Below are 26,754 nucleotides of genomic sequence, written 5' to 3'. Positions count from 1 at the left end.
ATTATATATTAGATTTGAAGATCGAGTGGCACTTGATTTAGCGACCAAGCCCCAGGAGGGCTCTGGGAGCTAGCTCCCAGAGCCCTCCTGGGGCTTAACCCTGAGACAGGGTTATAATTACACTTCCATTAAAACCAATATATTGAGAGAATGAAAAAAGATTTTAATTTCAAGTTATTACTTTTTAGTATTATTTTTCTTTAAAACTTTTTAGCCAAAACAAATTAACCGTTGTTTTTCGTCTCTTACTTTTTCTGGAAATAGATCTTTATAAGCGGTATCGATATCGTTTCTTTCATGACCCATTAATTCGCGCATGATGTCTGGGTCTACTCCTGCAAATTTCCCTAAAGTAGCAAAAGAATGCCTGACCACCTTGGAGGTAAGCTTACCTCCTTTAGGTTTTAGCTCGATTTTTAAATTTTTCTGCACCCGCTCTAGTTTTCTATTGTGGTTGCTGCGAAAGGTTTTATAAGCAGTTTCATCTTTTCTCCAGGGAAAAACATACTCTTCTTTTTCTGTTTTGGAATCTGTTATGTATTTATCGATTATTTCTTTAGCTTCTGGAAGTAGTGCTACTTCAATTTCATAGCCTTTTACACCAAGTTTTGCCCTGTTAAAAAACACTCTGTTATTTGATATTTGAGATTTCTTTAGATAATAAACATCAACTAAATCAGCACCGCATAAGTAAAATTGCAGTAAGGTAAGATCTACAGCTACCTGCTGCTCTGGAGTTATTTTTTTTGTTTTTCTTAAAGTGTTTAAACCATTTCTATCAAGGTACTCGTTTTTATGTCTTCTTACTCTGACAGGGAGATCCAAAAACAGACCAGAAAAGGGGCGTTGATCTTCACACATACCTAATCTCACTGCTTTGTTGTAGATAGCTCTTATCTCATATAAATAGGTTCTTATGGTGGTGTTCTTTTTGCCATTCTCTCTTTTGAGTTGCTTGAAATTTTCCAGAAGAACCCGATCTACTTTTTCAAACGTTAAGAATGGAGCGATTTTTTTTAACTCGTTAATTGCGTATTGGTAGGCGTCAGCATTACCATTGCGATTCATTTTTCTCATTTTGTCAATTTCCTGATCAGCAAAATCATAAAAATTGACGTTTATTTTTTTTAGTGACTCAAAAAAGGAGAAACCCTCAGTAACATCATTCAAACTTCTGAATTCAGATGTAATTGCCTTTTTTCTGTAATCCATTATTTGACCATACAAATTTTCAAAATCATCGTGAGATTGTTTTGGTAATTGATGAATCTCATCCCAGTCATCAATAGTCGTATAGCCGATGGTTTTACGCTTTCTTTTTTTTTGATGAGATACAATCAATTTAATAGGATACATTCCGTTAGAAATCCCATCAGAAGTGTAAATTTGTATGGTCGCTTTCATTTTTATTGAGTAAAATTCACAGGTGTACGTCGTACACTTTTCGTACACTTTGCACTGTAAATGTACCGTTTTTTACTATAAAACAGGTGTTTTGGGGTAGTAAAGAAAAGTGTTAAAAATAAAAAAACCCCAGTAATAATGGGGTTTTGCTTAGTGACCTCGGCAGGATTCAAACCTGCTTAGCTTATCTTAGTATTTTCAATAGTTTCTAGATTATATAAGAACAGAGGTGGTTATTTTACTACCACATTGATTGAACTGGTTTAGTTTCTAATGAATTTCAGTCTGTTATAAAGATACGATTCATATGATATTAAAACAATATAAATGCTATGAGATTCAAAATATCTGAAATTTGAATAATTCAAATAAATATTAATTCTAGGATGTTTATAGAAGATGAAGTACATGTATTTTAGAAATCTAATAGAAATATGTTTTCAGTTCCCCCTTGTTTAACAAATTTTAACAAATATAAAAGTTAACCATTCTAGTCATTCTCTCATTAATAGTATAGAACTTAACATACTCCTTCTCATTAATTGTATTTAAATAATGTTATTAACCAACACATATTTGGAAAATAACCATTGTAAAACATTTTGTTTATCAATTTTCATTAGAAATGATAAACTACTAAAAATTAATGATTATGGCTTGGAATCCAGATTTAATCGATACAGAAATTTTAGCAGTACATGCTGCTCTTATTCCCAGTGGGAATGATGGTCAAATTCTCCTGTTTGGAGGAGATGAACATTGGAGTGCCCAGGCTGAAACACAGCCTGGAGAATTATTTAAAAAAACCCGAATATTTGATCTACAAGGTAATAATATCATTTCAGATGTAAACTCTCCGGATAGTGATGTGTTTTGCGCTGGTCATGCATTTTTAGCAGATGGTAGATTACTTATTGGAGGTGGAACTTCTAAATGGCCAGAAAGTGACCACCATGATCATGGACTTGATTTTTTGGGGCATAGGAGATGTTGGGTATTCAATGCTTTTGCAAGGGAGTGGATAGAGGTAAAAAGAATGCTTCCTCAACCCGGTAGAGAAGCTGAAGATGTCGGTGGAGGAAGGTGGTATCCAACTCTTACTACACTAGGAAATGGAGATGTCATTGCATTCTTTGGACATTTATCGCAAGAAGATTTTAGACATAGAAACACCACACCGGAAATATTTAATATTTCTGCCAATAACTGGATTGGATTGCCTCAAATGGCAGATCCTACTTTAAGGCCTTCAGGAGAAGCAAGGTTTTTGATGTACCCTAGGGTATTCTTGTTATCAGATGGGAATATGTTTTTTGCTACCCCAATGCCAACAACAAGTAATGAACCTTCAGAATACTTTTGTACTTTTTATAATCCAACTACAGGAGATTATTTTGGCCCAAATATAAACGCAGCACCCGGTTGGACAATAAATTGGGATATGCCTGCTGTATTGTTACCTCTTTTACCCGAAGAGAATTATAGAGCAAGAGTGTTAACTTGTGGAGCAGCTAATAATCACATCATTGATCTTGGAGCCACTACACCCACGTGGGTGCAAACAGCAGCAAGAGTTGGGGCAACTGTTGGAAAAAGAAGACTACATAGTATCGCAGTGATCCTTCCAACAGGTCAAATAGCTCATGTTGGTGGAGTGAACCAGCAAAATCCTGAAGATCCAGTATTGGAGGCTGAAATTTATACTCCTAGTATTAATTGGAATAATGGTGATTATTCAGGAACCGATTCTTGGGAAACAAAAGAAGCCGCACAATTAGCTAGAAATTATCATTCCACCGCATTATTAATGCCGGATGGAAGAATATGGACTGCAGGGGGAAATACCAACGCTGAATCTGGCAATCCAGATGGTAATGCAAACCCGGATACTGATGGAAATACAAAGAAAAAAGGAATTAAAAAAATAGAAATCTATGAACCTGATTATTTTAGTAATGCTGGAAGACCTGAACTAACAAGTACTCCCAAGAGTCTAGGGTATAATCAACTATTTACTATAGAGTGCACACAAGCCTCAAATATTCAGCGCGTTGCATTAATTAGAAATGGTTCTGTAACACATGGCCATGACTATGATCAACGGTATGTAGGTTTGGAATTTGATCAAGACGGCGGCGATACATTAATCGTAACATCACCTCCCAATGGTAATGTAGCCCCACCAGGATATTATACATTATGGGTAATTAACGATAGTGGTCTACCTTGTCAAAAAGCTAAATTTGTTCGCTTAGCGCATCAGAAATGTACAATTATAACAGATAGAAGTACTTTTTCAAATTATGAAGTAGATGCTCTTCTGGGTGAAGATGGTACAGCTATTTTTGAGGATTCACTATATCTAATGTATGATAACTTTATACCATCAGAGTTAAACTTGCCTGGAGGTTCTCCTACATCTACGTTGAGATTCGCTGATGATAATTCTCTGGTATCAGGAATGTCGGTTTCATTAAAAGATGTTCTGTATGAAGATGAAACTACTCCATTAGATATACCACAAAGGATAACATTTGTTTATAATATTAGATTCACAAATAACAATGCATTTTCATTTGATCCCGAGAGCAGAAATATACGTCTTCAATTTGATTATTTGCATCATACTTGTTTTACTGTTCTCAACTTAATAAAAGCTCCTAATCCATATATGAGAGATTCTATTTCTGATGGTGCAGGAAATTATAACCCACATTGGTTAAGTACAGATCTTAGGGTATTTCAAATCAAAGAAGGAGGAATTCTTCCTGGTACCAGTATTGTGCACGGAAATTCTGCTTCTTCTCCTTTTACATTTTTGGATGCTGTTTTACAAGATTTTGATGATAGTACAGAAAATGACTCACATCCATTTCTACAAATCTCAGATGATCAACAATCAAGCAAACTAGAGCTTGCAAGATTTGTAAATGGTAAACGAGTTTATAATTATGCCATTGCAAAAGTTCGTTTTAGATTATCCGAACTTCCTCCAGATACCGATGAGTTAAGAGTATTTTTTAGGGGGTTCAAAACAGCTTCCTCATCTATGACATTCCAACCATCCACAACCTATAGAAGGATTGGAAATGGTCCATCTGCAATTCCTCTATTAGGAATTGTAGGAAATGAAGTAGTAACTATTCCTTTTTTTGGTACTCCAAGGATTAATACTGCTATCCAATCCATGAATTTACAAACGGATTCAATTAATTCTAAGCCTTTCGAAGCTGGAGGGTCTACAGAAATGACTTTATATTTTGGTTGTTGGCTAGATATCAATCAAACCACTCCTCAATTTCCGATCGCTCCTGGCTTAAATAATGGTCCTTTTGTTAATAGAAGAAGTATTCAGGAATTGATAAGAGGAGAACACCAATGCCTGGTCGCAGAAATTCATTTCTTGGCAGATTCTATACCTATAGGATCAGCTAAACCGGGAAACAATGATAATCTTTCTCAACGAAATCTGGCAATAGTAGATTCAGACAATCCGGGGTCAGCAGCAACACATATCATTCAACATACGTTTGAAATAAAACCAGAAACATACGGTAAAGCAGATTTAAAAGCCTTGTATGATAACATAGGCGCATTTGTAAGTTTTCCAAATAGAATATTACCTGATGAATTAATGATTCATTGGCATAATATACCTCGGGACAGTATGGCTGAACTTACTTTTTCAGGAATTGATGTAGATGAAATTCTGGAACTATCTCATCGCCGTTTATCTCCGCAAACATTATATAAAATAGATGAACAAACAATATCTTGTAAGATAAGTGATGTAACTTTTATTCCTATGCCTTTTAATAGGGCTAAAAACATTCCTGCTTTAATAAGTATCCAATTGCCTGACAATGTTGTTAAAGGACAGCATTATCATGCTACCATATTTCAGATTTCAGGAAGAACAAGAAGTGTTACAGGAGCTTTTGAGGTTAGCATTCCAGTAAGTCAGGCACCATTACTCATTAGTGCAGAGATAAGAAAATTATCTGTTCTAAAGCATATATTTTCTACCATTCCGTCAACCGATCATTGGTATCCTATATTTCAAAAATACCTAAAACAGATTTCGGACAGAGTAGATGGCTTTGGAGGAAATGCCAATGAAGTATTTCCAAACCCTGATGGAACCGGTAAAAATCCAAATATAGACAACTCTGGTATTTTTTCTTGTAATTGGCAATGGATTTTTTTACTAATAGTAGCTTTAATCCCTGTATCTTTTACTACTATTGGAAATGTTACAGCATTAGCTATTGGTTTAACTTCTGCAATAGTTTTACTAATTGTTTTATATCTTAAATGGTGTAAGGAATGTAAACCAGATCGCTGCGAATTAATTAGGACAGTTCAGCTTGGTTTTGTTGTTGCTGCAGGAGTTCTTGGTATATTGAGCCTTATTAAATTCGAAAACGAAATAAGTAATTATCTTTTTTATGGGCTAGTATTAGGGATTTTAGTATTACAGTTTTTTACTTTATTTCTGTGCAAATGTAAAAACCGGGAAAAGACTTGTTAAATTATGAAAACACTTAAAATTAAAAATGTGAGATCCAGATCTCACATTTTTAATTTACAGATAAAACCATTAGTATAATATCTTTAGATTGATCTTAATCTACCAGAAACTCTTTCACTATCCTTACTTCAATACCACTGTACTCTGCAAACTCATCTGCAGTGATGAATTGATGAGGTTGTTTGTCAAAATATCTTTTGATGTCCTGTAATAATTTGCGACCATAGCGTTCACTCCTTCCTGTGATCCGTTGGATATCTTTTGGATATATGCAAACTCTTGTTGTTCTCATTATACTTTATCTATACTGTATCCTTATTGCATCTATACCTCATCTATGATAGTGATTTATCGGTATAAACGTCTTGTATCGGCATTGATGGATACACTCATTTTAATGCTTTGTAAATTCTTTGGTGATTTGTCGTAGATCAAAAATATATAACAAATGGCAAAACAAACAGGAATTATCAAATTAAAGGGAACTATCGGAGATATTTCCTTTTACAAAAGTACAGATGGCCACCTGGCACGTGCTAAAGGTGGTGTCGATGGAAAACGAATTGCAAGTGATCCTGCATTCCAAAGAACACGAGAAAATGGATCCGAATTTGGACGAGCTGGAAAAGGAGGGAAGCTACTTCGAAATGCAATTCGGGTGCTTTTACAAAATGCAAAAGACAAACGTGTAACAAGTCGATTGACTAGAGATCTTCTCGCAATTATAAAAACAGATGCCGAAAGTGGTAGAGGTTTACGAAACGTACAAGGAGGGGATTTAAGTTTATTGAACACTTTCGAATTTAACCTCAACGGTAAGTTGGCTACAACTCTTTTTGCAGACTATCAAGCTACTCTAGATCGCGCAACTGGTGATCTGGGAGTTACTATGGATCCGTTTTCTCCTACTCAGAGAATTGCTGCTCCGAGTGGAGCAACGCATTTTAAAGTTTCTATGGGTGCTGCAGAATTGGATTTTGCGAATGAAGCATTTGTTTTTGACTCTGATGATACAGGTATTGCGCCGTACAATGGAGAAGATACAGCAGCGATAGCATTGACTGCATCGGTAACAGCGAATAGTGTATTCCCCATTATACAGGTGTTGGGTATTGAATTCTATCAAGAGGTAAATGGTGAAATGTATACTTTAAGAAATGGTTCATTTAATGCTTTAGCAATAGTGAACGTTGATACTGTATAATATGGAGGTATTAATCATTCGAAATTACTTCAAAGAGGGTACCAACGGTACTCTCTTTGTCAATAGTAAGTTTCTCTGTTTTACTATTGAGTTATCCTGGAAAGACAATGTAAAGAATATCTCTTGCATTCCGGAAGGGGCTTATGTATTAGAACCAAGATATTCTAAACAACATAAACATCACTTAGTACTTCGTGATGTGAAAAACCGAAAACTAGTTCTAATTCATCCAGCAAATAATGCTAAAAAAGAATTGAGAGGTTGTATTGCTCCAGTTACTCAATTAACAGGAATTGGAGAAGGTTGGTCTTCACATCATTCATTCACGAAGTTAGTTTCATCAGTCTATCAGGCTTTTGATCGAAAGGAAAAAGTATTATTAATTATTAAATCAAATCAGAATGAATATCATTGATCGTTATAAAAAACCAACTCCTAAATTCTTCAGGATCCTCCGGAACATAGGTATAGCTCTGGCCACTGCCGGTGGGGTTATCGTTACAGCCCCCGTAATGCTTCCAACTATCGTTGTTACTATTGCAACTTATATGACAGTGGCAGGAACAGTTGCTACTGCTGTTGCTCAGGCTGTTGTAAGTGACGAAGTTAATCAGGGAATAGAGTAGTCAATATGTCTAGTCAATATCTGCATATTAGGTTTGGAGTATTTGGAGGAACAGTTGCATCTACAATTCCGTCATTAGGAATGGAGGATTTTCTTTCTTCGGGGATACTGGCTGTGTTAGGTGCAACGATAAGTTATTTTGTTTCGATTAGCTTAAAAACTCTTCATAAATATATTAGGTATTGGCTTAAACAAAGAACTAAAGCTAATAATTCAGATAGCGAAAAGGAATGAGCGTTGGCGCGCCTTATTAGAGGCGCTTGGGCTTTCTTTTCGGTATCTGAATTCAAACTTAACATTAATCTTTTAAATCAATATCTGCCTGAAAATTTTATAGCAGGTAATCAAAAAGGCGCGAGCCGCCTGCGAGATGAGCGAGGGTGATGTGGTAGATTGCCCGAAGTGATAACGTAGGGCTGCCACATCTATGTTAAAACACTGGTGGCGCATTTTTTTGCTTATCAATGTTACTTTGCTATAACAAAATAGTAAGTACTAGGAATGAGTGAGGTGTGAGACGACAGGAACAAAGCCGATCGAATGAGTAGTTCTTACAGCTGGCGGAAGTGATACCTTCTAAAGAGGTATGACTGACAACCTTATTAGTTGCCGGGTTAAGTTTAGGAGAAATGCAAAAAATGTGACACCCAACAAGCCCGAAGCGACCCGCAGGCTCGCACATCAATAAGCAGCGGTTACACCTAAAAATTGACCGAGCGTAGCGATCCCCTTTAAAAAAGGTGTAAGAGTAGCTGCGGGTGAGGATGGAGTGGAATGTGTGAAATACAGCAAATGAGTGTACTGCAATGAGTACCCACTGGAACGCAAATTGTAGTGTGGTGAGTGGTTTCTGCAAGGGATAATAATTATGCTATTAAAATCTTGAATAGATCCCGGGTCAAGTCCGGGATGACAACTATAAAATTAATACCCTGGCAGAAATGCTTTATGGAACAAAATGGAGCGACTGACGAACACCATATTACCTGCTCACGAATGTTTAAATTTAGTTTTATGATTAATTAGACTATTGCCCGTTTTTAATTATATCGGACTGTAAATTCAAGCGATCCTGGTATAAAACCTTCTACCAAAGGTGAGTTCAAAGCAAAAGGCAAGAGCACAGTGTATATAGTAAATGATTTAAAATCCCTTCCTGCAAAACAGTTCTGTATCCATATGTCTCCTTATTAAACTTATACCTTTTAAAAGAACCCAAATTTTAACAGTAACATTTTTAATACTCAAGACATTAATATATAGACAATTGAGCCTCATAATAAGTATCTATACTTTCAGATTTATAATTATAAGGAGAAAAATTTGACCTGAACACTCTTTAAAACAAAGTAGGGCAAAACACAAATCACTTTTAAAACATGAAAAATTTATTAAAAAACCTGTTTTTATTAACTCTATTGTTTTCAATACTAATTGGATGCTCTAAAGAGGAGTTAATATCCGAAGAAGAATCGATTTCAGAGCTATCTAATTTCAAAGAACTAGAAATTACTCAAGAAGATATTCTTAAGATTAAGCAACTCGAATTTAATACTACCGGATTACGATTAGTTGAAACAACAACATCTAAAGGTATCTCTGAGAAGTATTATATTGTAGAAGGAGATATACGGATAGCTGTTCATCAAGTAGATAAAATGATCCAAGCCACAAGTATATCTAAACAATACAATTCTAACAATATTGTAGCTAATGGAAGTGATGTAACTATAAGAGGGGTTACTCAAGGGGCAAATGCTATTACAACCGCCCAAAGAAATGCGCTCATTGATGCTATAGAAAACTATAACAATCTAGAAATAGGTTTAAATTTCATTTTATCTTTTGGTGCCAGAGATAACTCCAGAGACATTAATGCAATCCAAATTTCCAATCCTAGCAACGGAGCAAGTGCAGACTTTCCTTTTGGAGGAAACCCTGGTGCAGAGGTAAGAATTAATTCAGGAACTAACGTAAATAGTTCTCTAGTATTAAGGCATATTTGGATGCATGAAATAGGGCATACATTAGGTCTACGACATACAGATTGGAATGGTAGACAAAGTTGTGGTGGTTTTGACGTAGAGCCAGGGAATCCTCCTGGCATTCCTAATGCGAATGGACTTAACCATATCCCTGGAACACCTACAGGTTTTGACGCTACATCAGTAATGTTAGCTTGTTTTGGTCCATTTGAGAATGGACAGTTCGGACCATTCGATATTGTGGCTCTAGAGTATTTATATCCTAATAGTGCTCCTAGAGCATTCACTAGAGACCCAGACCCAATAATTTGTACCAACGTATTTGTTCAAGACGATCCTTATAAATTACCTGTATCTCCAAGAGCAGATACCTATGAACTTACTTCTAATTCACCAGACCTTATAGTTGATCAATTTGTAAGGCCAAATCAAGAAATAACTATGATAACCAATAAGCCTGGTAATTATGTTATAACATTAAAAGTAAGTAATCCATTCGGTAGTAGTTCTGCCAGAATATACGTAACCGCTAATCAATGCGGTGGTGGAGGAATTGGGTTTTAATAAAATTAGTATTATTATCCATTATCGTTTCAAGTAAAAGAAAAATCTATGACAGAAACTAACTGTCATAGGTTTTTATATTTTATAATATCCTGATAGGTTAAGTAGTTAGTAAAAAGATGTTATTATACAAATACAAGGCTGAAACGAAGACTTAGAGTAGTTATAATCGATCTGAATGATTACCAATCTGTATTTTAAAACGTACATTTATGGAACTACTTCAAAAATCGAATTTATTTCTTACTCATATCGCTGCGAAGTTAAAAACTATCGCAGAGCATCACTCTTCGCAGAGCAGGGATTGCAAATCTAAGCGATTCTAGAATATATAAATTTTGCCCCAGATTAACAAACACTTAATCTTTGTTTCAGAACATAATCATCCGCAATATATTTAATATAAATATTGATCTGATGTTCATTTTGGTTCAATCAAATAATTGGTTATCAGTAGTTTGAACTTGGTAGTCATCGATTAGAATTCCGTCCGGTTCGGATTTATCTGCACATTTTTATTTCTTATTAAACTTATGAAAACTTAGCACCAGTGTATAAAGCAAAATATCTTTTGATCTATCTCGCGTATCTATCTCGCAGGAAGCTATACACTATACACATCTTTGTCATATATCGTTTTATTTTTTTATCTGTATTGTTTTTCGAAAATGCTCCTTGATAAGTCTTGGCTTAGGTAGCAGGTTTTGAGTGACTTAGCAATGTGTCTGACAAACTTTAATACATTATCATTTCATTACGCATTTGAAAAACTAAATTAGCCAAGTTTCTATCTTTGTCTACTAAAACAGCCTCATTGATTCTTTTATTCATCAATAATGAAAAAAAGTCTTTGAGTTCATGAAAACTTAGGTTGGTTTGGGCATAACGAGTAACTGACTGTACAACACAATCTACAAGAGTTTGTTTATATGCATCAATAGTTTCCTCTGTAATTCCCAGTTCATTTAATCTATTGTTGCTTTCTACTTCAGCCATTTCTGTCGGCAAAGCACCAAAGCCAATGGAATTAATAATTTGAGCATTGCCTAATGAGTTTTTTAATAGAGATGCGGAATGACACGAAAGAGCAAACAATTTTTTCTTTGCAAAGATCTTCATTTCATTGGTTCTAATAATAGGTTGTTTTTCAATTGTAGAACTAGCTCCTCCATACAATTGATTATCCTGACCATGTCCAAGAAATAAAACTGTTGCTCCATTAGGTATTTCGGTCAATTTTTGTTTAGCCGCGTCGTATGATTCTTTAGTCTCATAAACTTCAATCAAATTAAAGTCAATACCATTATTTTTTAGTTTTTCTGGGATCTGATTCAGAAAAATTGTAGTTGGATCTATAGGAAGAATTAAATAAATCATTTTTCTTCCTTATTAAGTTCAATGAAATGAGCAATTGTCAGTTCGACAAGGTTTTGTTGGAACTTTATTCCATGATGGGTTTCTTTTGTCATTTCTTGAATGATTTCAGAAATTTCCTTTCCTTCGAACTTAGGGTATACACTCTTAAATTTGAAATCTGGAAATTTTGATAGTTCATTATCTAAAGCTTTAGAGAAATCAAATTTTTCTTCCTCTTTCAAAAGGATTCCGGATAGATCATTGGCAAGATTTTCTCTTTTTAGAAAATCGTCAAATCGGTGCCTAATTAGTTTGCTTAAATCCTCAATGGAATTTGTCTTTTTTGCCAGTTTATCTCCTTCAGAAGAATAAAGGCAAAATTTTGCTCTTCTTATACGATGCTTTTTGCTACGACTTTCATTCTTAAGCCATCCCAATATTTTATATCCATCCAGCTCATCATTTGCATAATGATAGTCACAAGCTATCAGATCAAGAGGTTCATTCGCATAACTTTCGATTAACTCATCTTTAATTGCCTGAAAGTCTAAAGTTTCTTTGCTACCAACTCCGGACTTCTTTTTGAATTTTGGCTGATTTAAGTCAATCATTGATTTTATAAGCGTAAACCCCCTTCTTTTTAGGTTCCTGCGTAACCTTTCAACAATTTCGTCAATCGAACCATCATCTATAAATAATACTCTTTTTACGCTCATACCTTAAAAAGTTAATTTGAATGTTGCTCCAGATAAAACTTGATTGTTACCAACAAATTCGATTTCACAGCCCATATCTTTGAGTAGTTTTCTTGAGTAATACAATCCTATACCAGATCCTCCATTATACGTGGGAGATGTTTCTCGAACACTTAATTCAAAAATTCTATCCGAATTTTTCGCAAACTTTTTTGATAGTCCATTGCCATTGTCGGAGATAAATAGACTGAGTTTGTTGGCAGAGCCTTTTTTGAAAACGAATGCTATTTTATCAGCTCCCCATTTGACAGCATTTGATATCATATTATCTAACACAATAGATAAGTTTAGAATACTTACTGTTTTAATATATTCTATTTGATTTGTATCTACTTCAAATTCTAAATTATTAGTGGTAAAGGTATCGCCATAAATATCTAAATATTCTTGAACATACTTTATGATATCAATATTTCTCTTTTCAATGTCCTCATTAAAATCAGACCTTGAAGCTATTTCTGTAAGCTTAAGTGAGCGTTCCGCATTTACCTTAATATTTCCAAGTCTCCTGAGGATTTCACCTTTTTCAAATACTCCATAATGTATATCTTCAACCAAATTTTCTATCCCATCCCTAATTTCAATATTATTGATTTTGATTGTGTGAATGAGTCCATCGGCATCAGGACTCAAGGTTCTTCTTGTTGCAAGTAGATATAAGCTTTTTTGCTTTTCAATACTTAAATCATTCTCTGCTTGTTCAACTCTATCTTTGTAATCTTGAACTTTATTTTCTGCCTTTTCCTTTTCATTCCTCAGACTCTGTAATTCTCTTTGTAACTCTTCAATTAGCTTGGTTTGTTTCTCGACAGTGTCTCTATATTTTTGAAGTTCTAATAATGCTTTAGTGGTAGATTCTGTTGTTGAATATTTTGAGAACTTTCTAATCTGTTTCTCAAGTTCTTTGTTTTGAAGTGCTTTTCTTTCAAGAATTCTACTTAATGTATCAACGTCAATTTTTTTGTTATCAAAGTCTTCAATAAGTTGTTCAAATTCTCGTTCAGACCGTTTCCTTTCTTCCTCAATCTTATTTAGGATTAAGTCCTCATTAATATAAAGCTTAATTACATCATCTGGTTTTGCTGCAATAATAGAATGTATTGCTCCATAAATTCGTCCTTTTTTTATTTCAGAACTCTCTCTGTATTGTAAATCCTCTTCTTCGGTTTCACCAGCTATTATTTTTTGCTCTAATTCTTTAAATTTTGGATCCCTTACATCATATATTGAACTATCCCAAGCAAGACCATCTACTACATACCTTTCAAGTCTTGTAAGAGTTTTGAAAAACAAACTGTTGTTTTGCTCAGAATTTGTTAGTTTCTTGTAACTATCGTTTCTTACAATTCCTTCTCTGCTAGAAATGATTTGAAAATCATTGTGGTCATCTAGTATCTCTATATGCCCAACAATTTCTCTTACACCAATACGTCTATTTATTCCTTGTCCTTTTCGTACATCTAACCCTAACCAATCATCACCAACATCTCCATAGGGAGGAATTCTAAATCCATTAACAAACAAAAAGACTGACCCGTAATTTACTGCTTGTATACCTGTTTGTCTTGTGAAGAAAGCTTTGGCATAAGGGTTTAAGTAATAGAGAGAAATTCGAGCATTTTTGATAAAAGGAAAAAAAGAGTTCTTCTCTTTAATCCAAAAAATTGTTTCTCCTTTATCTTTTAACTCTACATATAAAGACTCTCCATTGTCAATCGTTTTTGCTTCTATACTTGTTGATTTAAAATCAAGTTTGTCAAAAATTTTATTCTCGACTTTGCCAATAAATCTATCATGTTCTGGAAGCAGTTCGTTTTCAGTTTCAAATTCCGGAGCTGACACATAGATTCCAAAATCATCACTTTCAAATGCTTGATTGGGATTTATTAGTTTTTCTAAGTACTTTTTGAGTTTAATTAATTTAGAAACATCCCATTTTTTTTCATTCACATTTTTTGGAGGGTATACCCATGCACTTCTCAATTTAATTATCTCCAAAGCTACACCTTGGTCAAATGGTTTAATGAATGAATTATTAAGCTCGTTTTTGGAGAGATATTCATACTTAATAGGTATCGATTGAATCTCTTTCGATTCATCTTGAATTTCGAATTTTTTCCAATCAATTGTGAGTTTGATATACCTAGTCTCTTGCTTCTTTTTTGCATATAAGATTAAATATTCGCCTAGTCTATCACAAGAAAATCGACCAACACCTTTTGCGCCTGCCATCAACCGTTTGTGCTGTTTGGTGTTTTCTTTTTTCTCGGAATAGGCAATATTTAACCATTTGTTCTGAACATCATCTATATCCATTCCCAAACCATCATCTTGAATTACCAGTCTTGAAGTGCTATTGGAAAAAGTGTCAATAGTTTGATCATTATTACCTTTGATGTTTACATACTCTACAGTTACTCTTTTTGAATCAGCATCAAATGAATTTTTTACTAATTCCAGAATAGCAATATTATCATCATTGATTAAATCCTTTCCAATGATACTTTTAAGTTGTACGTTTGTTTTAAAGTGTAAAGGCTCCATATTCTAATTACTAATAAGTTGATTAAGAACCAATGCACTTTGCTCCCCAAACAAAGGGGGAATTGCGTTACCAATTTGTGAATATCTAGGAACTTCCTTAGTTCTCTGTTTTCCTCCTGTAGTGTATTTCCCTTTGAATTCATACCAGTCATTAAACGATTGAATTCTAGCATATTCTCGAACAGTAAAAATTCTAGGCTCACAGTAATGCACATAGTCGTCGGGAAGAGTAGTGATTGTAGGAGTTGGTAACTTTCCATCTAAAGGAATAACAGTGTGCTTTTTTAGATTAAATCTTTGCTTAATTTCTTTTGAAACAGTTTTATTTCGTTCAGCATATTTTAAAATGAATTTAAATCGCTCCTTTGTTAGTTCAGAATGATTCGAAAAACGGTGGCTATCAGGTAAAGGGCCTTTTAACCCTCCTTTTAATAATCTCTGATAATGTGATTGGATTGGATTGTACAATCCTTCTTTGAAGTTCTTGAAATCAGGTGATTGAATTTCATTTATTCTCAATAAATCCGAAATCGCATCTTCAAGTGTGCTTATAAGACTTATTCCTTTTTTTGATAAGAATTCTGTTCGGTTACTCTTAATCAGATCGAAAAAGTCTTTTGGAGACTTATCCTTTGCAATATCTTTTCTAATTCCAACAAGAATAAATCTTGTTCTTTTTTGCGGAATGCCGAATTCAGAAAAATCAACTAATTCACCATAAACATTATACCCTTCAAAGTCTTTAACCTTGGAGCTTTTCTTCAATTCTTTTTGAACGTATTCAGAGTAGACCCGACCTCTTATTTTATTTCTATCAAATTGTTGAGTAAAGCCTTTTACATTTTCAAAAAAAATCACCTTCGGCTGAACAAGCCGGATAAATTTGATGTAAGATATTATAAGTCTATTTCGATTATCATTTTCAACTCTTCTTCCAGCAGTTGAAAACCCTTGACATGGTGGACCACCAGCAACAAGATCGATTTTGTTTCGTAGTTCTTTTAGCTGCTTTGGATAGTTTTTGATTACTTTGTTAATATCGTGATTTGACTTTGGAAGCCAATTTGGCCAGTCGAAATGATTATTGTTTTCAATTAAATTGTACTCCAAAGTTTTAAAAGCATCAGGGCTTTTCTCAACTGCAAATTTTCCTTTCCAATGTCCAGAGTTGAATAATCCAAGTGAGAGACCGCCACAGCCAGCGAATAAATCGATATATTTTTTTTTCTCACTCATATTTAATCAGTAGAATTTTTTGTTGAGTATAACAATTCACGAATGTCAATGTCCAATATTTTGGCTATTTTCAATAGGTTTTCAAGTGATGGTTGCCTTGCATTAGTACACCATTGGGAAATTGTTGATTCGTCTTTTCCAATTTGTTCAGCTAACCATTTGTTTTTTCTTCTTGTCTCGGCAAGAGCAACTTTAATCCTATTGATTTCCACTTTAGCTAATTTATTTGTATTTAACGCAAATATATTAACTTATTCGGAATAAAATTTACTTTATGTATGTTTCTTTAGTTTATTGATGGGCAAGTGAAAGCTCTTTTTATTTTGTTAGGTACGAGCAAAATGAAATGTGCTTGAAAGCATATAGGTTTTTCCATTTGAGCGATAGTAATAAACAACGTAAAAATAAATTTACCATGAGCAGAAGTAGTGTCCATAAAAGGTTCTTGGATACTTCTAAAATCAACTCCCAGCTCTTTAAACTGATCCACCAACTTCAACATATGAGAAACACTCCTGACGATCTAATCCATCTTCCAAACAACAACAATATCATCCTTCTGGAGTTTATCCAGCATTACATCTAAATTCTTACGATGCGCTTTTACTACAGAAGAAATATCTTTATAAATATTCTTTTTATCTACTCCAGCTTTTAATAAAGTATCAACTTGTAAATCTAAATTTTGAGAACTTGTGCTTATTCTGGCATAACCGAATAACATAGTGGGGTATAATTAATCCCTTAAAGATAAACTTAAAATTATACCAATAAAATAAACCACCGGGAATTACCCACCTGTTGTTAACTGAATAGTATAAAGGTCTGATACTTCTTTCTTTTGGATTATTATAGTTGTTTTGGATTCCTGCATTCTCAGGAATGACAAAATGGTGTGCTAAAATGGTAATTAATTTTAATATCAATTTAATACTAAATTCGAATTTAATTATTATAATTGTACTAATATTTCCCCATTTTTTAAATCAGATTTCCTCATATCCGATTACCAAATTTAAATCTAACGTATTCAAAAATAGATTATTAACAACAAAGTGTTAATGTGATTTTTTAGGTTATCCAAATCTTCAGGGCAATATTAATAATACATTGATACAAGCAATATCTTGATTTAGATTGTTTGATCAAATTTAAAAAATCTGAATATATAGTGTCATGGAAAATTCTGGTTTACTCTAAATCAATTTTACAAAACAATATGACTTACTATCCCGAATCAAGAATATTATTAATCATCAAATTCAAGTAAAATGAAAAATCTTATGACATTAATTATAATGATTGCTACGTTGGGATTCTTCCAGACTTCTATAGCGCAAAACAGAAGTAATTTAATTGAATCAAACAATCTAAAAAATAGAATTCATAATAATTCAAAAGAGTCTTCTAAATGGAGAGATTCCAATCAGGTTAGTCTTGACCCCAGACAATATGTTCATGTAAATGAAATTAGAGGAGATAAAAAAATAAAAATTTGGAAATTTCAACATAACGATACTTTAGTAAATCAACTTAGGAAATTGGTAGATAAACGTAGTAAAATCCAAATTGAATTCAATAGAGAACAAATATCTGAAAATCCAAATTTTAAAGGAAACATAACAATTGAGGGGAAAATTGTAAGCAATTCTGGCGGAGAAGATCCAGTAGAAGTCTATCCTTATTCTAGGATAGGAGAGGAAAGAACCAAAATTGGTATAACAAATAGACCTCCAAAAGAAATTGCAACTATTTTCGTGAATTTAATTCTTGAATGTTTAGATACAAATGAAACAATAAATGAAAATGCTATTGGGGATCCAAATAATGTGATATTATTGAAGCAATTAAACGGTCTTATTGATCAGTTTATGGAATTTAAAAATAATACTCCTGAAGAGATAAACTCCATATTTAGTAATGAATATGATTCATATTATGGCGAAGATTATAACCATGTAAAAACTAAATTTAAAAACTTCCTTGAAAAAATTGATAATATTGGAATCATTAAAATAAAAGACTTCCCAATTACATTTTCACTGGCACTGAAAGGAAAATACTTTAAGGATAAAGACTTTTTAAATGATTTAAATTCTACCAGAGATAGGATTGAGGCTCAATCTAAAAAGGAAATTAATGAAGACACTAATAAAGTAAGATACCAGACGAAATTATTTAATAAACGATTAAAGATTATTTTAAATTATATTGATTACTTCAAGTCCTCTGGTGAGCAAGCGGAGGATGCCTTTTTATCGACCATACTACTGGATCATCTTGCTTTGGATCAGATAGAAGCCAATTTATTATCGATATATAATAAACTTCAGGCATATAGTAACACTGCAGAATCATTAATTAAGGTAAAAAGTGAATACAAAAAACTTGATCTTTTCGATATTAAATTGCTTCAAATTGAAGCCCGAAATGAAATCTCTAGACTTACAAATCTTGAAGGCACTGATATTGAAGAATTAATAAACTATTATAAGAGAGTAAAAAATAAAAATACTTCTTCAAAAAAATCGAGATTAAAAACAAATAAGTTGTTAGATTCTATTGTCACTAACAACAACAATCAACAAAAACCATATGTTAATAACACAAAAGAAGATCTGATTAATGATTTAGCTTTTGCGGCTAGTAAAATAATTTACCGAGATCTTAACTTTGCTACTATAAATTTACAAAAAGAACGGGCACAGGAAGGGGATTATTTATACCTTTATTTAATTTTGGAGGAAAGTAAAAGACGCAGTAGTAGTAAGAACCCGGAAACTATACAAAGAGTCTTGCCTATTGGAAACTTTGAAATAAAAAATACTAATTGGCAGGTAAAAATAACCGATTCTTTTCTTCTCATCAATCGAATAAATGAACCATCTGATAGAGAAAATATTTCTCCAACTAACTTTAAAGGGGCTGCTGGAGTTTCTCTTCTTTTAACTTATAGAAATAATGGTAAAAGAGAAAAATCCTTTATTAACTATTTAGAACCATCTTTTGGGGTAAATGTTTCATACATAGATTTTAATATTAATGATGATGTGGAAGTGGGTTCAGGTATTACATTAGGTTTGTTCAACAACAAAATATTTTTTACAGGTGGGATAAACCTTAATAGCACCGGGAACGATGAACAAAATCCTTTTTATTGGGGCATTGGTTTTAGCTTTGCCAATTTAGCAGGAGAGTTATTAAAGGATAAATAAATTGGTAGTTTTTTTATAATTGGTCAATATTTGGTTTGAATTTCTGGCTTCTATAATACTTCACTAAAAAATCATAACAGACCAATTCATAAAAACGTTGTTTGGACCGGAATGCTCGATTGACTAGCATATGAATATAGCTGCTGATTAATTGATTTTTTGATAAGGTACGACTCTCATCAAAATAGGTAAGTATATGTTGTATAGTTTCTGAGGATATATTCTTAGTGGCTTCCAGAATTTGATATAATGGTTTAGCATCCGGATTTTGATTTGACATAAATGATAGTAGTTGTTCTTTATGCAGCCTGTATTTTTTGTCCAGCTGTTTAGTTAATTGTTTGTTACCATTAAATTCTTTCCAAAAAAGCTCTTTATTAGTTTTAGCTAAACTCAGTTTGTCTTCTAAAGTGTAATGAAAAGACTCTAATAGCTCATCAATCGCCTTTAAGATGAATAAGAAATATAAATGATCATCTTCTATAAGCTCCATAGCCTGGAGCAGCATTTCGCTTTCATGATGAAATAAATATTCGGAATTCTCTATGTTTTTCGTGCCATAACGTTCTAATTCGCGTATGTAGGTATCAGTTTGTACTTTATATATAATATCATCATCCACATAAGATTTGATAACCTCATTAAAAGCCAAGATTACCCTACCAATATGTTTTGTATCTGTGAGATGAAAACGTATTCTTATATGAAAATCCGGATCGTTATATCGTATAAAAAACCATTTGTCTATCCACCCTTTTTGTTGGAGAGCGTCTACTAGTGGTTTTATGGTTTCTATCAATACCAAATCCGAGGTTCTGGCACCGCAATATATTTTATAATACAACCACTCGTCTCCTGGTATGAATATTCTTTTGGGTTTCATTTATGTTCCGTGCTTTTGGTGTTTTGGTATTTATTTTTTGCTTGCTGCTTCCAGTTGAACCCCTCTTTCTCCGTCCAGATGATCTGGACGAATTCATTCTCCCCTTTTTTAAAGGGGAGAGCCTTTGGAGGCTTTTTTTAGTTTTTCTTCATTATACAATGAGATTACAAATTGATTGGTGAATCCTTCATTTCCTCTTTTAACTATACATTCTTCTGTAAATAAGAATTCTTCTAATATGAAATCTTTTCTTTTCTTCACCGTATCTAGCCACATCCGGATCATGTTATAATTTTCTAAATCAATAAGCAATGTATTATCCCCATCTACCAATTGAACCAACTTAGGTATTTGTAATTGGATTCTCCAAGAAGTAATAGCCTCAATTAATGTTTCTTTATTGTTGTTTAGAAACCCGGTGATATCTTCTTTTTTGATCATCCATCTGGCTTTTGATAAGATAAAATCCTTATATACTACTCTTGGCAGAAATGCTCTTTTTTCTAACATCACACCCCAATTAAACCCTATACCGGATCTTAACTTCTGTTTTTGTACATCACACAAAAAATGATAAATAGGCAATGCATTAGCACTATAGTTATGCGCGTTGCTCAGTCTAGGTAGCACATTTTTGTTATGCTTTTTGGATCTCAAACGTACTTTTCCTCCTTTTATCGATATCATCAAATCATCAATTGGGATCTGATTCTCTGCAGCTACACTAGATTTACCTAAATAAGGAATTTCATACTCTCTTAAAGTCTCTCTTCTGATCACATTACCTGTCCTGGATTCTGGCAAATGAATGATTTCTACTAATATAGCATCAGGATTCATCTGCTGTTCGGTATCTGTTATTTCTTTAACCAATGAAAATAATTCTGGACTACCAGTGGTGAACCTCCCTAAAAGATTCGTAGCAGAAGACCCGCCAATAGATCCTAATACCATTCTTTCTTCTCCGTCCAATTGTAGCATTTCTGCCATAGTACTTATGGTATCGGGTAGATCATTCCAATTTTCTTCAAATTCTTCTAGATCTGTGTCTTCTATTTCTATAGTGTACTCGGTTTTTTTAAGTTTTTGCTGCAATAGGTTATAAAAAGGATTCCAAGTGATTTGTTGCTCTTTTTGTACGCTAACCGGAATGTGTAATCCATCCAGAAAAGGAGTTGAATCTGATGCATCCTGGTGTTGTAGATACCCTATACCTATTTCTGTATCCAGTACTGTTGTTAATTTCATTTCTCGAGTTTCGTACCTTTTGGTATAAGCGGCTATAAATCGATCCAGGTTAGTATCTTTCTGAGGCGCTGTCATTTTATTTAAGACAGGTAATAATTTCTTAATCTTATATGCCCATTTTTTGTTTAGCTCATTGTTTATGTGTTTTGGGTATAGATCTGTTTGGAAAAGATATTTTAACTCAAAGGATATATGGTTGTTCTCAATACCCTTACTTATTTTATAATATTTTTCTGTTGGGTTTCCTATTTGTGCATCAAGATCTCCAAGCAATGCAGAAAGTTGTGTAATAAACGCTACTACACCTTCTGTTTCCTTTAATCCTGATAACACTTTTTGTATCTGTACTAAAAAATCATTTCCAGTAACGGTAGGTTCTAATTGACTTACCAATACCTGGTTATCGATTAATTCTTCAATAAATCCTGTTGCTTCATCTATGGTGATTTCATCATCGACCAGAAGCTTGGTTAACATATTAATAGTAGCTCCTGATTTGGCTTTCTCTACTATGGTTTCTAAGTACTCGGTATAGGTAATCGCTTCTAATGAATGTTCTCTGTGATTAAACTTATTGTAGCTATACTCTACATATCTAAATTGATCACCAATTTTATACAAACTATTGTTAGGATACCATAGCAATTGTTGTTTAATCTCAGGTAGCTTAGCCAGGTTTTGTGCCCAGGCTACTACAAAGTTCATATCTAATCTAGTTTGCCTCTTATGATTATCCGAAGATACAATTTCTATATGGGTATCATTACCAAAACGACCCACACTACAGCCAGCAAATAATCCAAATGGTGTACAACGCGAGGAGATACGGGACAAGTATTTTAGTAATGAATCTAGTAATCTGTCTGAAGGTAAATTATGTTTTGCTGTTATGACCTTATCGATCTCGGTATATAGATCAGGAGATCCTAAAAATATAGCTTCCTTTATTATTGGATCTTTCCAAATTTTTCTAATTTCTGACGTACTACTTATATTATGTAACTCATTTAGTCCTACTAAAGGGGTTCTTAGGCAATACTGATCAAAAAAGGTATATGGATTTTTTGGTTTCAAATTTTTGTAGAAACTATTTTAATTATATTGTTCAAATATTAGAATTATCAAGTTCAGGATAACAAAATATGGATTTAAAAAACAGATTAAAAGATAAACTAGAAGAAATAGCTGAAGTATTAATACATCATGATCATAACTATGATACTATTGGAGTCCTGGGAGGCAGTTCTGGGGTTGCTTTATTTCATTTTTATTATGCTAAATTCGCTAATGACGATACCCATGCAGATAAGGGAGCCGAAATTATAGCTAAGACCTTTGATTGTATCCAGGAAGGATTTTCTTATCCCACATTCTGTGATGGTATAGCAGGTGCTTGCTGGGCGTTAGAATTGCTTACAGAAGAACAGTTTATAGAACTGGAAGAGGATATCATTACCCTGGAACTAGATGATTACTTATTAAAAAAAATGAATGAAGATCTCCTGAAAGGTAATTACGACTTTCTACACGGAGCCATTGGCTATGGATACTATTTTCTAAAACGATATCAAAACACAAACTCTGATGTATCAAAAAAAAGATACAAAACCTATATAAACCAGCTCATTACTTATTTTGCAGCAACTGCTATACAAAGTGACACTGGTATCTGGTGGCAGTCAGAAATTAGAGTAGGAGAACAAAAGTTTACAGGCTATAATCTGGGTTTATCTCATGGAGTTGCCAGTATTATTAATTTCTTGTCCAGGCTTGCAGTATATCCTGATTTTTCTGAGCATACCCTGCCATTACTAAAACCTGCAACACATCATATACTAAGTTGTAGGCATACCAAGCCTGAGTTTACCTCATCTTTTCCTAATTGGATTACAGAAGAAGACCCTAATGGTTATAACTCTAGATTGGCCTGGTGTTATGGGGATTTGGGTATTGGGATTTCTGTATTACGGGCAGGAGAAGTATTAGGTAACAAAGAATTGATAGCCGAAGCAATTGGTATACTCAAACGATCTACCCAAAGGCGAGATATCACAGAAGCAGGATTAAAAGATGCCGGATTATGTCACGGGGCTTTTGGGCTTATGCACATCTATCATTATGTATTTAAAAATACCGGAGATCCCGTATTTAAAGAAACTGCCGAGCATTGGGCTACTGCAGCACTGGATATGGCAATACACTCTGATGGCTATGCAGGATATCTGTTTGGTCATGATGATTCCTGGGAACAGCATGATTGCTTATTAGATGGTATTGCAGGTGTAGGGTTAGGGATACTGTCTCTACTGGCAGATTTTGATACTAAATGGGATGAGGTTTTGATGATTGGTTAGTAATAGCATATTGCATATGATATGGCTTACTGCTATACTTTGGATTCCGGGTCTATGCCCGGAATGACAGCAAAGGGGTTGGATTCCGGGTCTCTACCTTCACTAAAGTTACGGTAGATAAAAAGTCCGGAATGACAAGGAATACGGATTTTGGATTACAGGAACTATTCTCCCGGAATGACAAGAAGTGCGCTTTGTCATTCCACACTTCCTAGCCATCTAGTAGACAAGGATGCGGAATCTACTTACAAACAAGACCTGGATTAATTTACTTTGGTATAAAAGATTGTAAAATCTATAAATAGTTCATTGTTAGTACTAGATATCATTTTAAGATGTAACTCATTTTCATCTAGTTTCACAATTTTACGTACCACTTTATTAAGACCTATGATCGTGGTCACCTCTGTTTTTTCTGGATTTACATAAAAAATCCCTTCAGATTCTGTTGTTATACATGTTATGGGATCAGAATCTGCTCGTGTGGCGATAAACTTACGATAAAAATCCCGATTGGTCATAAAGTCCAGTTCTTCACTAATGCAATCATCTATAAGTAAGATCCCCCCATCATCACGCTCACCTCCTGTTAACGACCATGTATTTAGCAATAGTGCCGGGGGCGGTACTACAAAACTTTGTTGTTCTATAATGCTATTGCCATCATCAGAGTTACAAGCACTTAATAAGATTGCTGTTAGGAGTACTACAATTGTTTTCTTCATCTGTTTATATGTTTTGTTTTTTTAAGGTCATATGAAATTCGCCAATAATCATTTTGATTGGTATCAGTCCAATTGTTATGGCTCATTTCATAATTAGGTTTATAATTTTAAGATATATCATTTAATATATGTGTCATAACATAGCCATATGTTACCCTGTTTTTATATTTTTATTTTCTTATACCATTTTCTGGTCTATCATTACTGATTTCTGGTTTGAAGTGTTAGAAATGATTGATTTGTCATTCCTGCCCCGACTATCGTTCAGGATAGACTCCGGTAGGAATCCACTTATGAAAATGTCTTATTATCACGTGCACACTGCACATTATAAAACTTGCTGCTATACTTTGGATTCCGGGTCAGACCCGGAATGACAAGAAATATATTTTGTCATTCCTACACCTATTTGCCATTCTTTATTCGCTTTTCAATTTCTTTTTCTCCTCCGGGAGTAAGCACTGCACTAGAGGTTTTTTTGATAAAAATCATCCCATCAAAAGATTTTCCGGGGGTAACCCATCTTCTAGGTTGTACCGTATACTCATAACTCCAACTAGCCCCTGCAGAATACATTCTTCTTTCTTGATCCAAGAATGAGCGAATTGCGTTTGGGATCTTATTCTCTTTAAAATTCAGGAAAAAAATCTCTTTTTTCGATTGTGCAAAATACCAGTCCAAGGTTCCTTTTTCTGCAGGAGGTATATTAAAAGATTCTACATTTGCATATTTCTTTTCCTTAAGAAGACGATTTCTTGCTTGAAAACTTCCCTGATAGTTAGAAAATCCAATGGCGTAATATGCTGTATCCCCCAGGTATCTTTCTAAGACACTGCCTAACGGCTCTTGACTACCATTAACATAAAAATCGAGGGCTTTATTGATATGAGCATTATGCGCCCATAGCATCATTTTAGCATCTGGCCCTTCTTTTTGTAATACCTCCAGGATGGTTTGTGCCATATACCTATCTCTAATATTGTAATCTACCTTTTTTCTAAATTTGCGATCCCCTACTTCTATGCCTTGAATAATTTTTCTAAGATCGGCTAATACGCTACGATATTCTTGCATAGAACTTGTAGCCGTCAAGTGCATCTCATTAATATAGAGATAGGATAATAGTTTATATAGTTGTTGCCGTTGGGTAGATAAGTCACTTCTGTCTGTAATGGTTTTAATATCCTGAAATAAGGAATCCACCTGTACCTCTAGTAAGGGATGAGGGGCAGTCTTGTCGATAAAATCGTTGATTTTTTGATATGCCAAATCCAATCCATTGGTTTGGGTATCGATACCAATAAACTTTACTTTTTTGGCTTCTGGCACTGTTTTATTATAGCGATGCATCCACTCGATCATATCAATTACTGACTCCACATTCCAGACCCAAAACCCCTGGGCAGATAATGCCTCTCTGCTATTGCCTTTGCCATAGAGTACATAATCATTAATAGGGCGGCAACCAATATGACTGGCTTCGATACCAAAAAGGGTAAAGCCCATTTCTTTGACCAAAAATTCCAGCATACGATGCTTCATCCGGAAGATTTCTTTGGTCCCATGACTGGTCTCCCCCATACCCACAATGTGTGCATTCTGTAAAATGGGTTTTAAATAGGATAGATCACTAAACCCAGTTTCTGCACGCACACTGTTAAGTGGTATGGATTTCTTTTTGATCCACCTAATTACACTATCCTGTTGTGCTTTTCTAAAAGCTACTATTGCTTTGTATTCTTTGGGAGATAAGACTTTAAATTTTTCTACAACATAACTCCCGTTGATATTGTTAATAAAAGTCTGTCTAGCTGAATCTTTAAGGTTTTTATAGATCAATGGGGTTACCTCAAAAGTGTATATACCCGTCCTGGATATAGGCAATTCTATAATTTCTAATCCATTTTTGCCGTTAGGAGAATCAAAGTTTTGTATACTATCCTTATCCGAAGAAAGTGCCAGAATCTGGATATCAACATTTTTTTGCATTAGGTGCAGTTGGCTATTTCGGAGTGACCGTGCCACCTATTTCGGTCAAATGGTGCCACTTTGAGAGATACTGCAATTATAGTTAAATTTTATTATTATTGGTTTTTTAATTTTCCTTTTCTTAACGATTCACCCA

At 34.0% G+C, this 26,754-nt stretch carries 18 protein-coding genes and 1 pseudogene; 7 read left to right on the top strand and 12 right to left on the bottom strand.

Translation table 11 applies throughout. The features are described 5' to 3' along the window. Positions 1-210 precede the first annotated feature (210 nt). Positions 211-1,404, bottom strand: a complete 1,194-nt coding sequence (locus F0000_RS23510) for a site-specific integrase (RefSeq protein ID WP_149627173.1) — start codon at positions 1,402-1,404, stop codon at positions 211-213. A 652-nt stretch (positions 1,405-2,056) separates the two neighbouring features. Between F0000_RS23510 and F0000_RS23505 the strand changes: the two genes are divergently transcribed. Continuing rightward, positions 2,057-5,935, top strand: coding sequence for a galactose oxidase early set domain-containing protein (locus tag F0000_RS23505; RefSeq protein ID WP_188112246.1), 3,879 nt, complete (start codon positions 2,057-2,059; stop codon positions 5,933-5,935). Positions 5,936-6,029: 94 nt separating this feature from the next. On the opposite strand, the gene F0000_RS23500 is transcribed toward F0000_RS23505, so the two are convergent. Next, positions 6,030-6,227, bottom strand: coding sequence for a hypothetical protein (locus tag F0000_RS23500; protein ID WP_149627171.1), 198 nt, complete (start codon positions 6,225-6,227; stop codon positions 6,030-6,032). Positions 6,228-6,383: 156 nt separating this feature from the next. On the opposite strand from F0000_RS23500, the gene F0000_RS23495 reads away from it, so the two are divergent. The 4 genes from F0000_RS23495 (at position 6,384) to F0000_RS23475 (ending at position 10,313) form a co-directional block, all read left to right on the top strand. Beyond that, on the top strand, positions 6,384-7,139 hold the full coding sequence (locus tag F0000_RS23495) for a hypothetical protein (protein WP_149627170.1): 756 nt from the start codon (positions 6,384-6,386) through the stop codon (positions 7,137-7,139). A gap of 1 nt (position 7,140) precedes the next feature. Beyond that, positions 7,141-7,554 carry a DUF5675 family protein gene (locus tag F0000_RS23490; RefSeq protein WP_149627169.1) on the top strand — a complete coding sequence of 138 codons (414 nt, stop codon included), beginning with the start codon at positions 7,141-7,143 and terminating at the stop codon, positions 7,552-7,554. Positions 7,555-7,770: 216 nt separating this feature from the next. Then, entirely contained in the window at positions 7,771-7,998 is a 228-nt protein-coding gene (locus tag F0000_RS23480; RefSeq protein ID WP_149627167.1) for a hypothetical protein, read from the top strand. Positions 7,999-9,143: 1,145 nt separating this feature from the next. Continuing rightward, on the top strand, positions 9,144-10,313 hold the full coding sequence (locus F0000_RS23475; RefSeq protein ID WP_149627166.1) for a M57 family metalloprotease: 1,170 nt from the start codon (positions 9,144-9,146) through the stop codon (positions 10,311-10,313). Between the two features lie 735 nt (positions 10,314-11,048). Here F0000_RS23475 and F0000_RS23470 read toward each other — a convergent pair. From F0000_RS23470 to F0000_RS28410, 6 genes and pseudogenes are all read right to left on the bottom strand, one after another. Further along, the gene (locus F0000_RS23470; RefSeq protein ID WP_149627165.1) at positions 11,049-11,690 is read right to left on the bottom strand and encodes a hypothetical protein; all 642 of its coding nucleotides are present in this window, start codon (positions 11,688-11,690) and stop codon (positions 11,049-11,051) included. Continuing rightward, entirely contained in the window at positions 11,687-12,385 is a 699-nt protein-coding gene (locus F0000_RS23465) for a hypothetical protein (protein WP_149627164.1), read from the bottom strand. The genes F0000_RS23470 and F0000_RS23465 overlap by 4 nt, the downstream gene beginning before the upstream one ends. A 3-nt stretch (positions 12,386-12,388) precedes the next feature. Then, a complete protein-coding gene (locus F0000_RS23460) occupies positions 12,389-14,968 on the bottom strand; it encodes a sensor histidine kinase (protein ID WP_149627163.1) in 2,580 nt (859 codons plus the stop codon). A gap of 3 nt (positions 14,969-14,971) precedes the next feature. After that, entirely contained in the window at positions 14,972-16,204 is a 1,233-nt protein-coding gene (locus F0000_RS23455) for a DNA cytosine methyltransferase (RefSeq protein WP_149627162.1), read from the bottom strand. 2 nt (positions 16,205-16,206) lie between these two features. Next, entirely contained in the window at positions 16,207-16,416 is a 210-nt protein-coding gene (locus F0000_RS23450) for a helix-turn-helix transcriptional regulator (RefSeq protein ID WP_368668142.1), read from the bottom strand. Between the two features lie 74 nt (positions 16,417-16,490). Then, positions 16,491-16,928: pseudogene (locus tag F0000_RS28410) on the bottom strand (recombinase family protein). 559 nt (positions 16,929-17,487) lie between these two features. Here F0000_RS28410 and F0000_RS23435 point away from each other — a divergent pair. Next, the gene (locus F0000_RS23435) at positions 17,488-19,419 is read left to right on the top strand and encodes a hypothetical protein (protein ID WP_188112244.1); all 1,932 of its coding nucleotides are present in this window, start codon (positions 17,488-17,490) and stop codon (positions 19,417-19,419) included. Between the two features lie 13 nt (positions 19,420-19,432). Here the strand turns inward: F0000_RS23435 and F0000_RS23430 are convergent, their stop codons facing one another. After that, positions 19,433-20,302, bottom strand: coding sequence for a thiopeptide-type bacteriocin biosynthesis protein (locus F0000_RS23430; protein ID WP_149627158.1), 870 nt, complete (start codon positions 20,300-20,302; stop codon positions 19,433-19,435). Between the two features lie 108 nt (positions 20,303-20,410). After that, complete coding sequence (locus F0000_RS23425; RefSeq protein ID WP_149627157.1) at positions 20,411-22,624, bottom strand: lantibiotic dehydratase family protein; 2,214 nt, start codon at positions 22,622-22,624, stop codon at positions 20,411-20,413. Positions 22,625-22,692: 68 nt separating this feature from the next. Between F0000_RS23425 and F0000_RS23420 the strand changes: the two genes are divergently transcribed. Next, the gene (locus F0000_RS23420) at positions 22,693-23,904 is read left to right on the top strand and encodes a lanthionine synthetase C family protein (RefSeq protein ID WP_149627156.1); all 1,212 of its coding nucleotides are present in this window, start codon (positions 22,693-22,695) and stop codon (positions 23,902-23,904) included. 263 nt (positions 23,905-24,167) lie between these two features. On the opposite strand, the gene F0000_RS23415 is transcribed toward F0000_RS23420, so the two are convergent. Both F0000_RS23415 and F0000_RS23410 read right to left on the bottom strand, forming a co-directional pair. After that, the gene (locus tag F0000_RS23415) at positions 24,168-24,629 is read right to left on the bottom strand and encodes a hypothetical protein (RefSeq protein ID WP_149627155.1); all 462 of its coding nucleotides are present in this window, start codon (positions 24,627-24,629) and stop codon (positions 24,168-24,170) included. Between the two features lie 405 nt (positions 24,630-25,034). After that, positions 25,035-26,618: an erythromycin esterase family protein gene (locus F0000_RS23410; protein WP_149627154.1), complete on the bottom strand. Its 1,584-nt coding sequence runs from the start codon at positions 26,616-26,618 to the stop codon at positions 25,035-25,037. Positions 26,619-26,754: the final 136 nt, after the last annotated feature.

Origin of the sequence: Aquimarina sp. RZ0, from assembly GCF_008370685.1 — a bacterium.
Lineage (GTDB): Bacteria > Bacteroidota > Bacteroidia > Flavobacteriales > Flavobacteriaceae > Aquimarina.
This window is presented reverse-complemented; position numbering and strand designations above follow the sequence as displayed.

What these genes read in the sequence shown, in the direction of transcription:
- F0000_RS23505 (WP_188112246.1), top strand. Translation starts at nt 2,057, where the DNA reads ATGGCTTGGAATCCAGATTTAATCGATACAGAAATTTTAGCAGTACAT.
- F0000_RS23430 (WP_149627158.1), bottom strand. Translation starts at nt 20,302, where the DNA reads ATGAAACCCAAAAGAATATTCATACCAGGAGACGAGTGGTTGTATTAT.
- F0000_RS23495 (WP_149627170.1), top strand. Translation starts at nt 6,384, where the DNA reads ATGGCAAAACAAACAGGAATTATCAAATTAAAGGGAACTATCGGAGAT.
- F0000_RS23480 (WP_149627167.1), top strand. Translation starts at nt 7,771, where the DNA reads ATGTCTAGTCAATATCTGCATATTAGGTTTGGAGTATTTGGAGGAACA.
- F0000_RS23460 (WP_149627163.1), bottom strand. Translation starts at nt 14,968, where the DNA reads ATGGAGCCTTTACACTTTAAAACAAACGTACAACTTAAAAGTATCATT.
- F0000_RS23475 (WP_149627166.1), top strand. Translation starts at nt 9,144, where the DNA reads ATGAAAAATTTATTAAAAAACCTGTTTTTATTAACTCTATTGTTTTCA.
- F0000_RS23490 (WP_149627169.1), top strand. Translation starts at nt 7,141, where the DNA reads ATGGAGGTATTAATCATTCGAAATTACTTCAAAGAGGGTACCAACGGT.
- F0000_RS23500 (WP_149627171.1), bottom strand. Translation starts at nt 6,227, where the DNA reads ATGAGAACAACAAGAGTTTGCATATATCCAAAAGATATCCAACGGATC.
- F0000_RS23410 (WP_149627154.1), bottom strand. Translation starts at nt 26,618, where the DNA reads ATGCAAAAAAATGTTGATATCCAGATTCTGGCACTTTCTTCGGATAAG.
- F0000_RS23470 (WP_149627165.1), bottom strand. Translation starts at nt 11,690, where the DNA reads ATGATTTATTTAATTCTTCCTATAGATCCAACTACAATTTTTCTGAAT.
- F0000_RS23435 (WP_188112244.1), top strand. Translation starts at nt 17,488, where the DNA reads ATGACATTAATTATAATGATTGCTACGTTGGGATTCTTCCAGACTTCT.
- F0000_RS23420 (WP_149627156.1), top strand. Translation starts at nt 22,693, where the DNA reads ATGGATTTAAAAAACAGATTAAAAGATAAACTAGAAGAAATAGCTGAA.
- F0000_RS23510 (WP_149627173.1), bottom strand. Translation starts at nt 1,404, where the DNA reads ATGAAAGCGACCATACAAATTTACACTTCTGATGGGATTTCTAACGGA.
- F0000_RS23465 (WP_149627164.1), bottom strand. Translation starts at nt 12,385, where the DNA reads ATGAGCGTAAAAAGAGTATTATTTATAGATGATGGTTCGATTGACGAA.
- F0000_RS23415 (WP_149627155.1), bottom strand. Translation starts at nt 24,629, where the DNA reads ATGAAGAAAACAATTGTAGTACTCCTAACAGCAATCTTATTAAGTGCT.
- F0000_RS23455 (WP_149627162.1), bottom strand. Translation starts at nt 16,204, where the DNA reads ATGAGTGAGAAAAAAAAATATATCGATTTATTCGCTGGCTGTGGCGGT.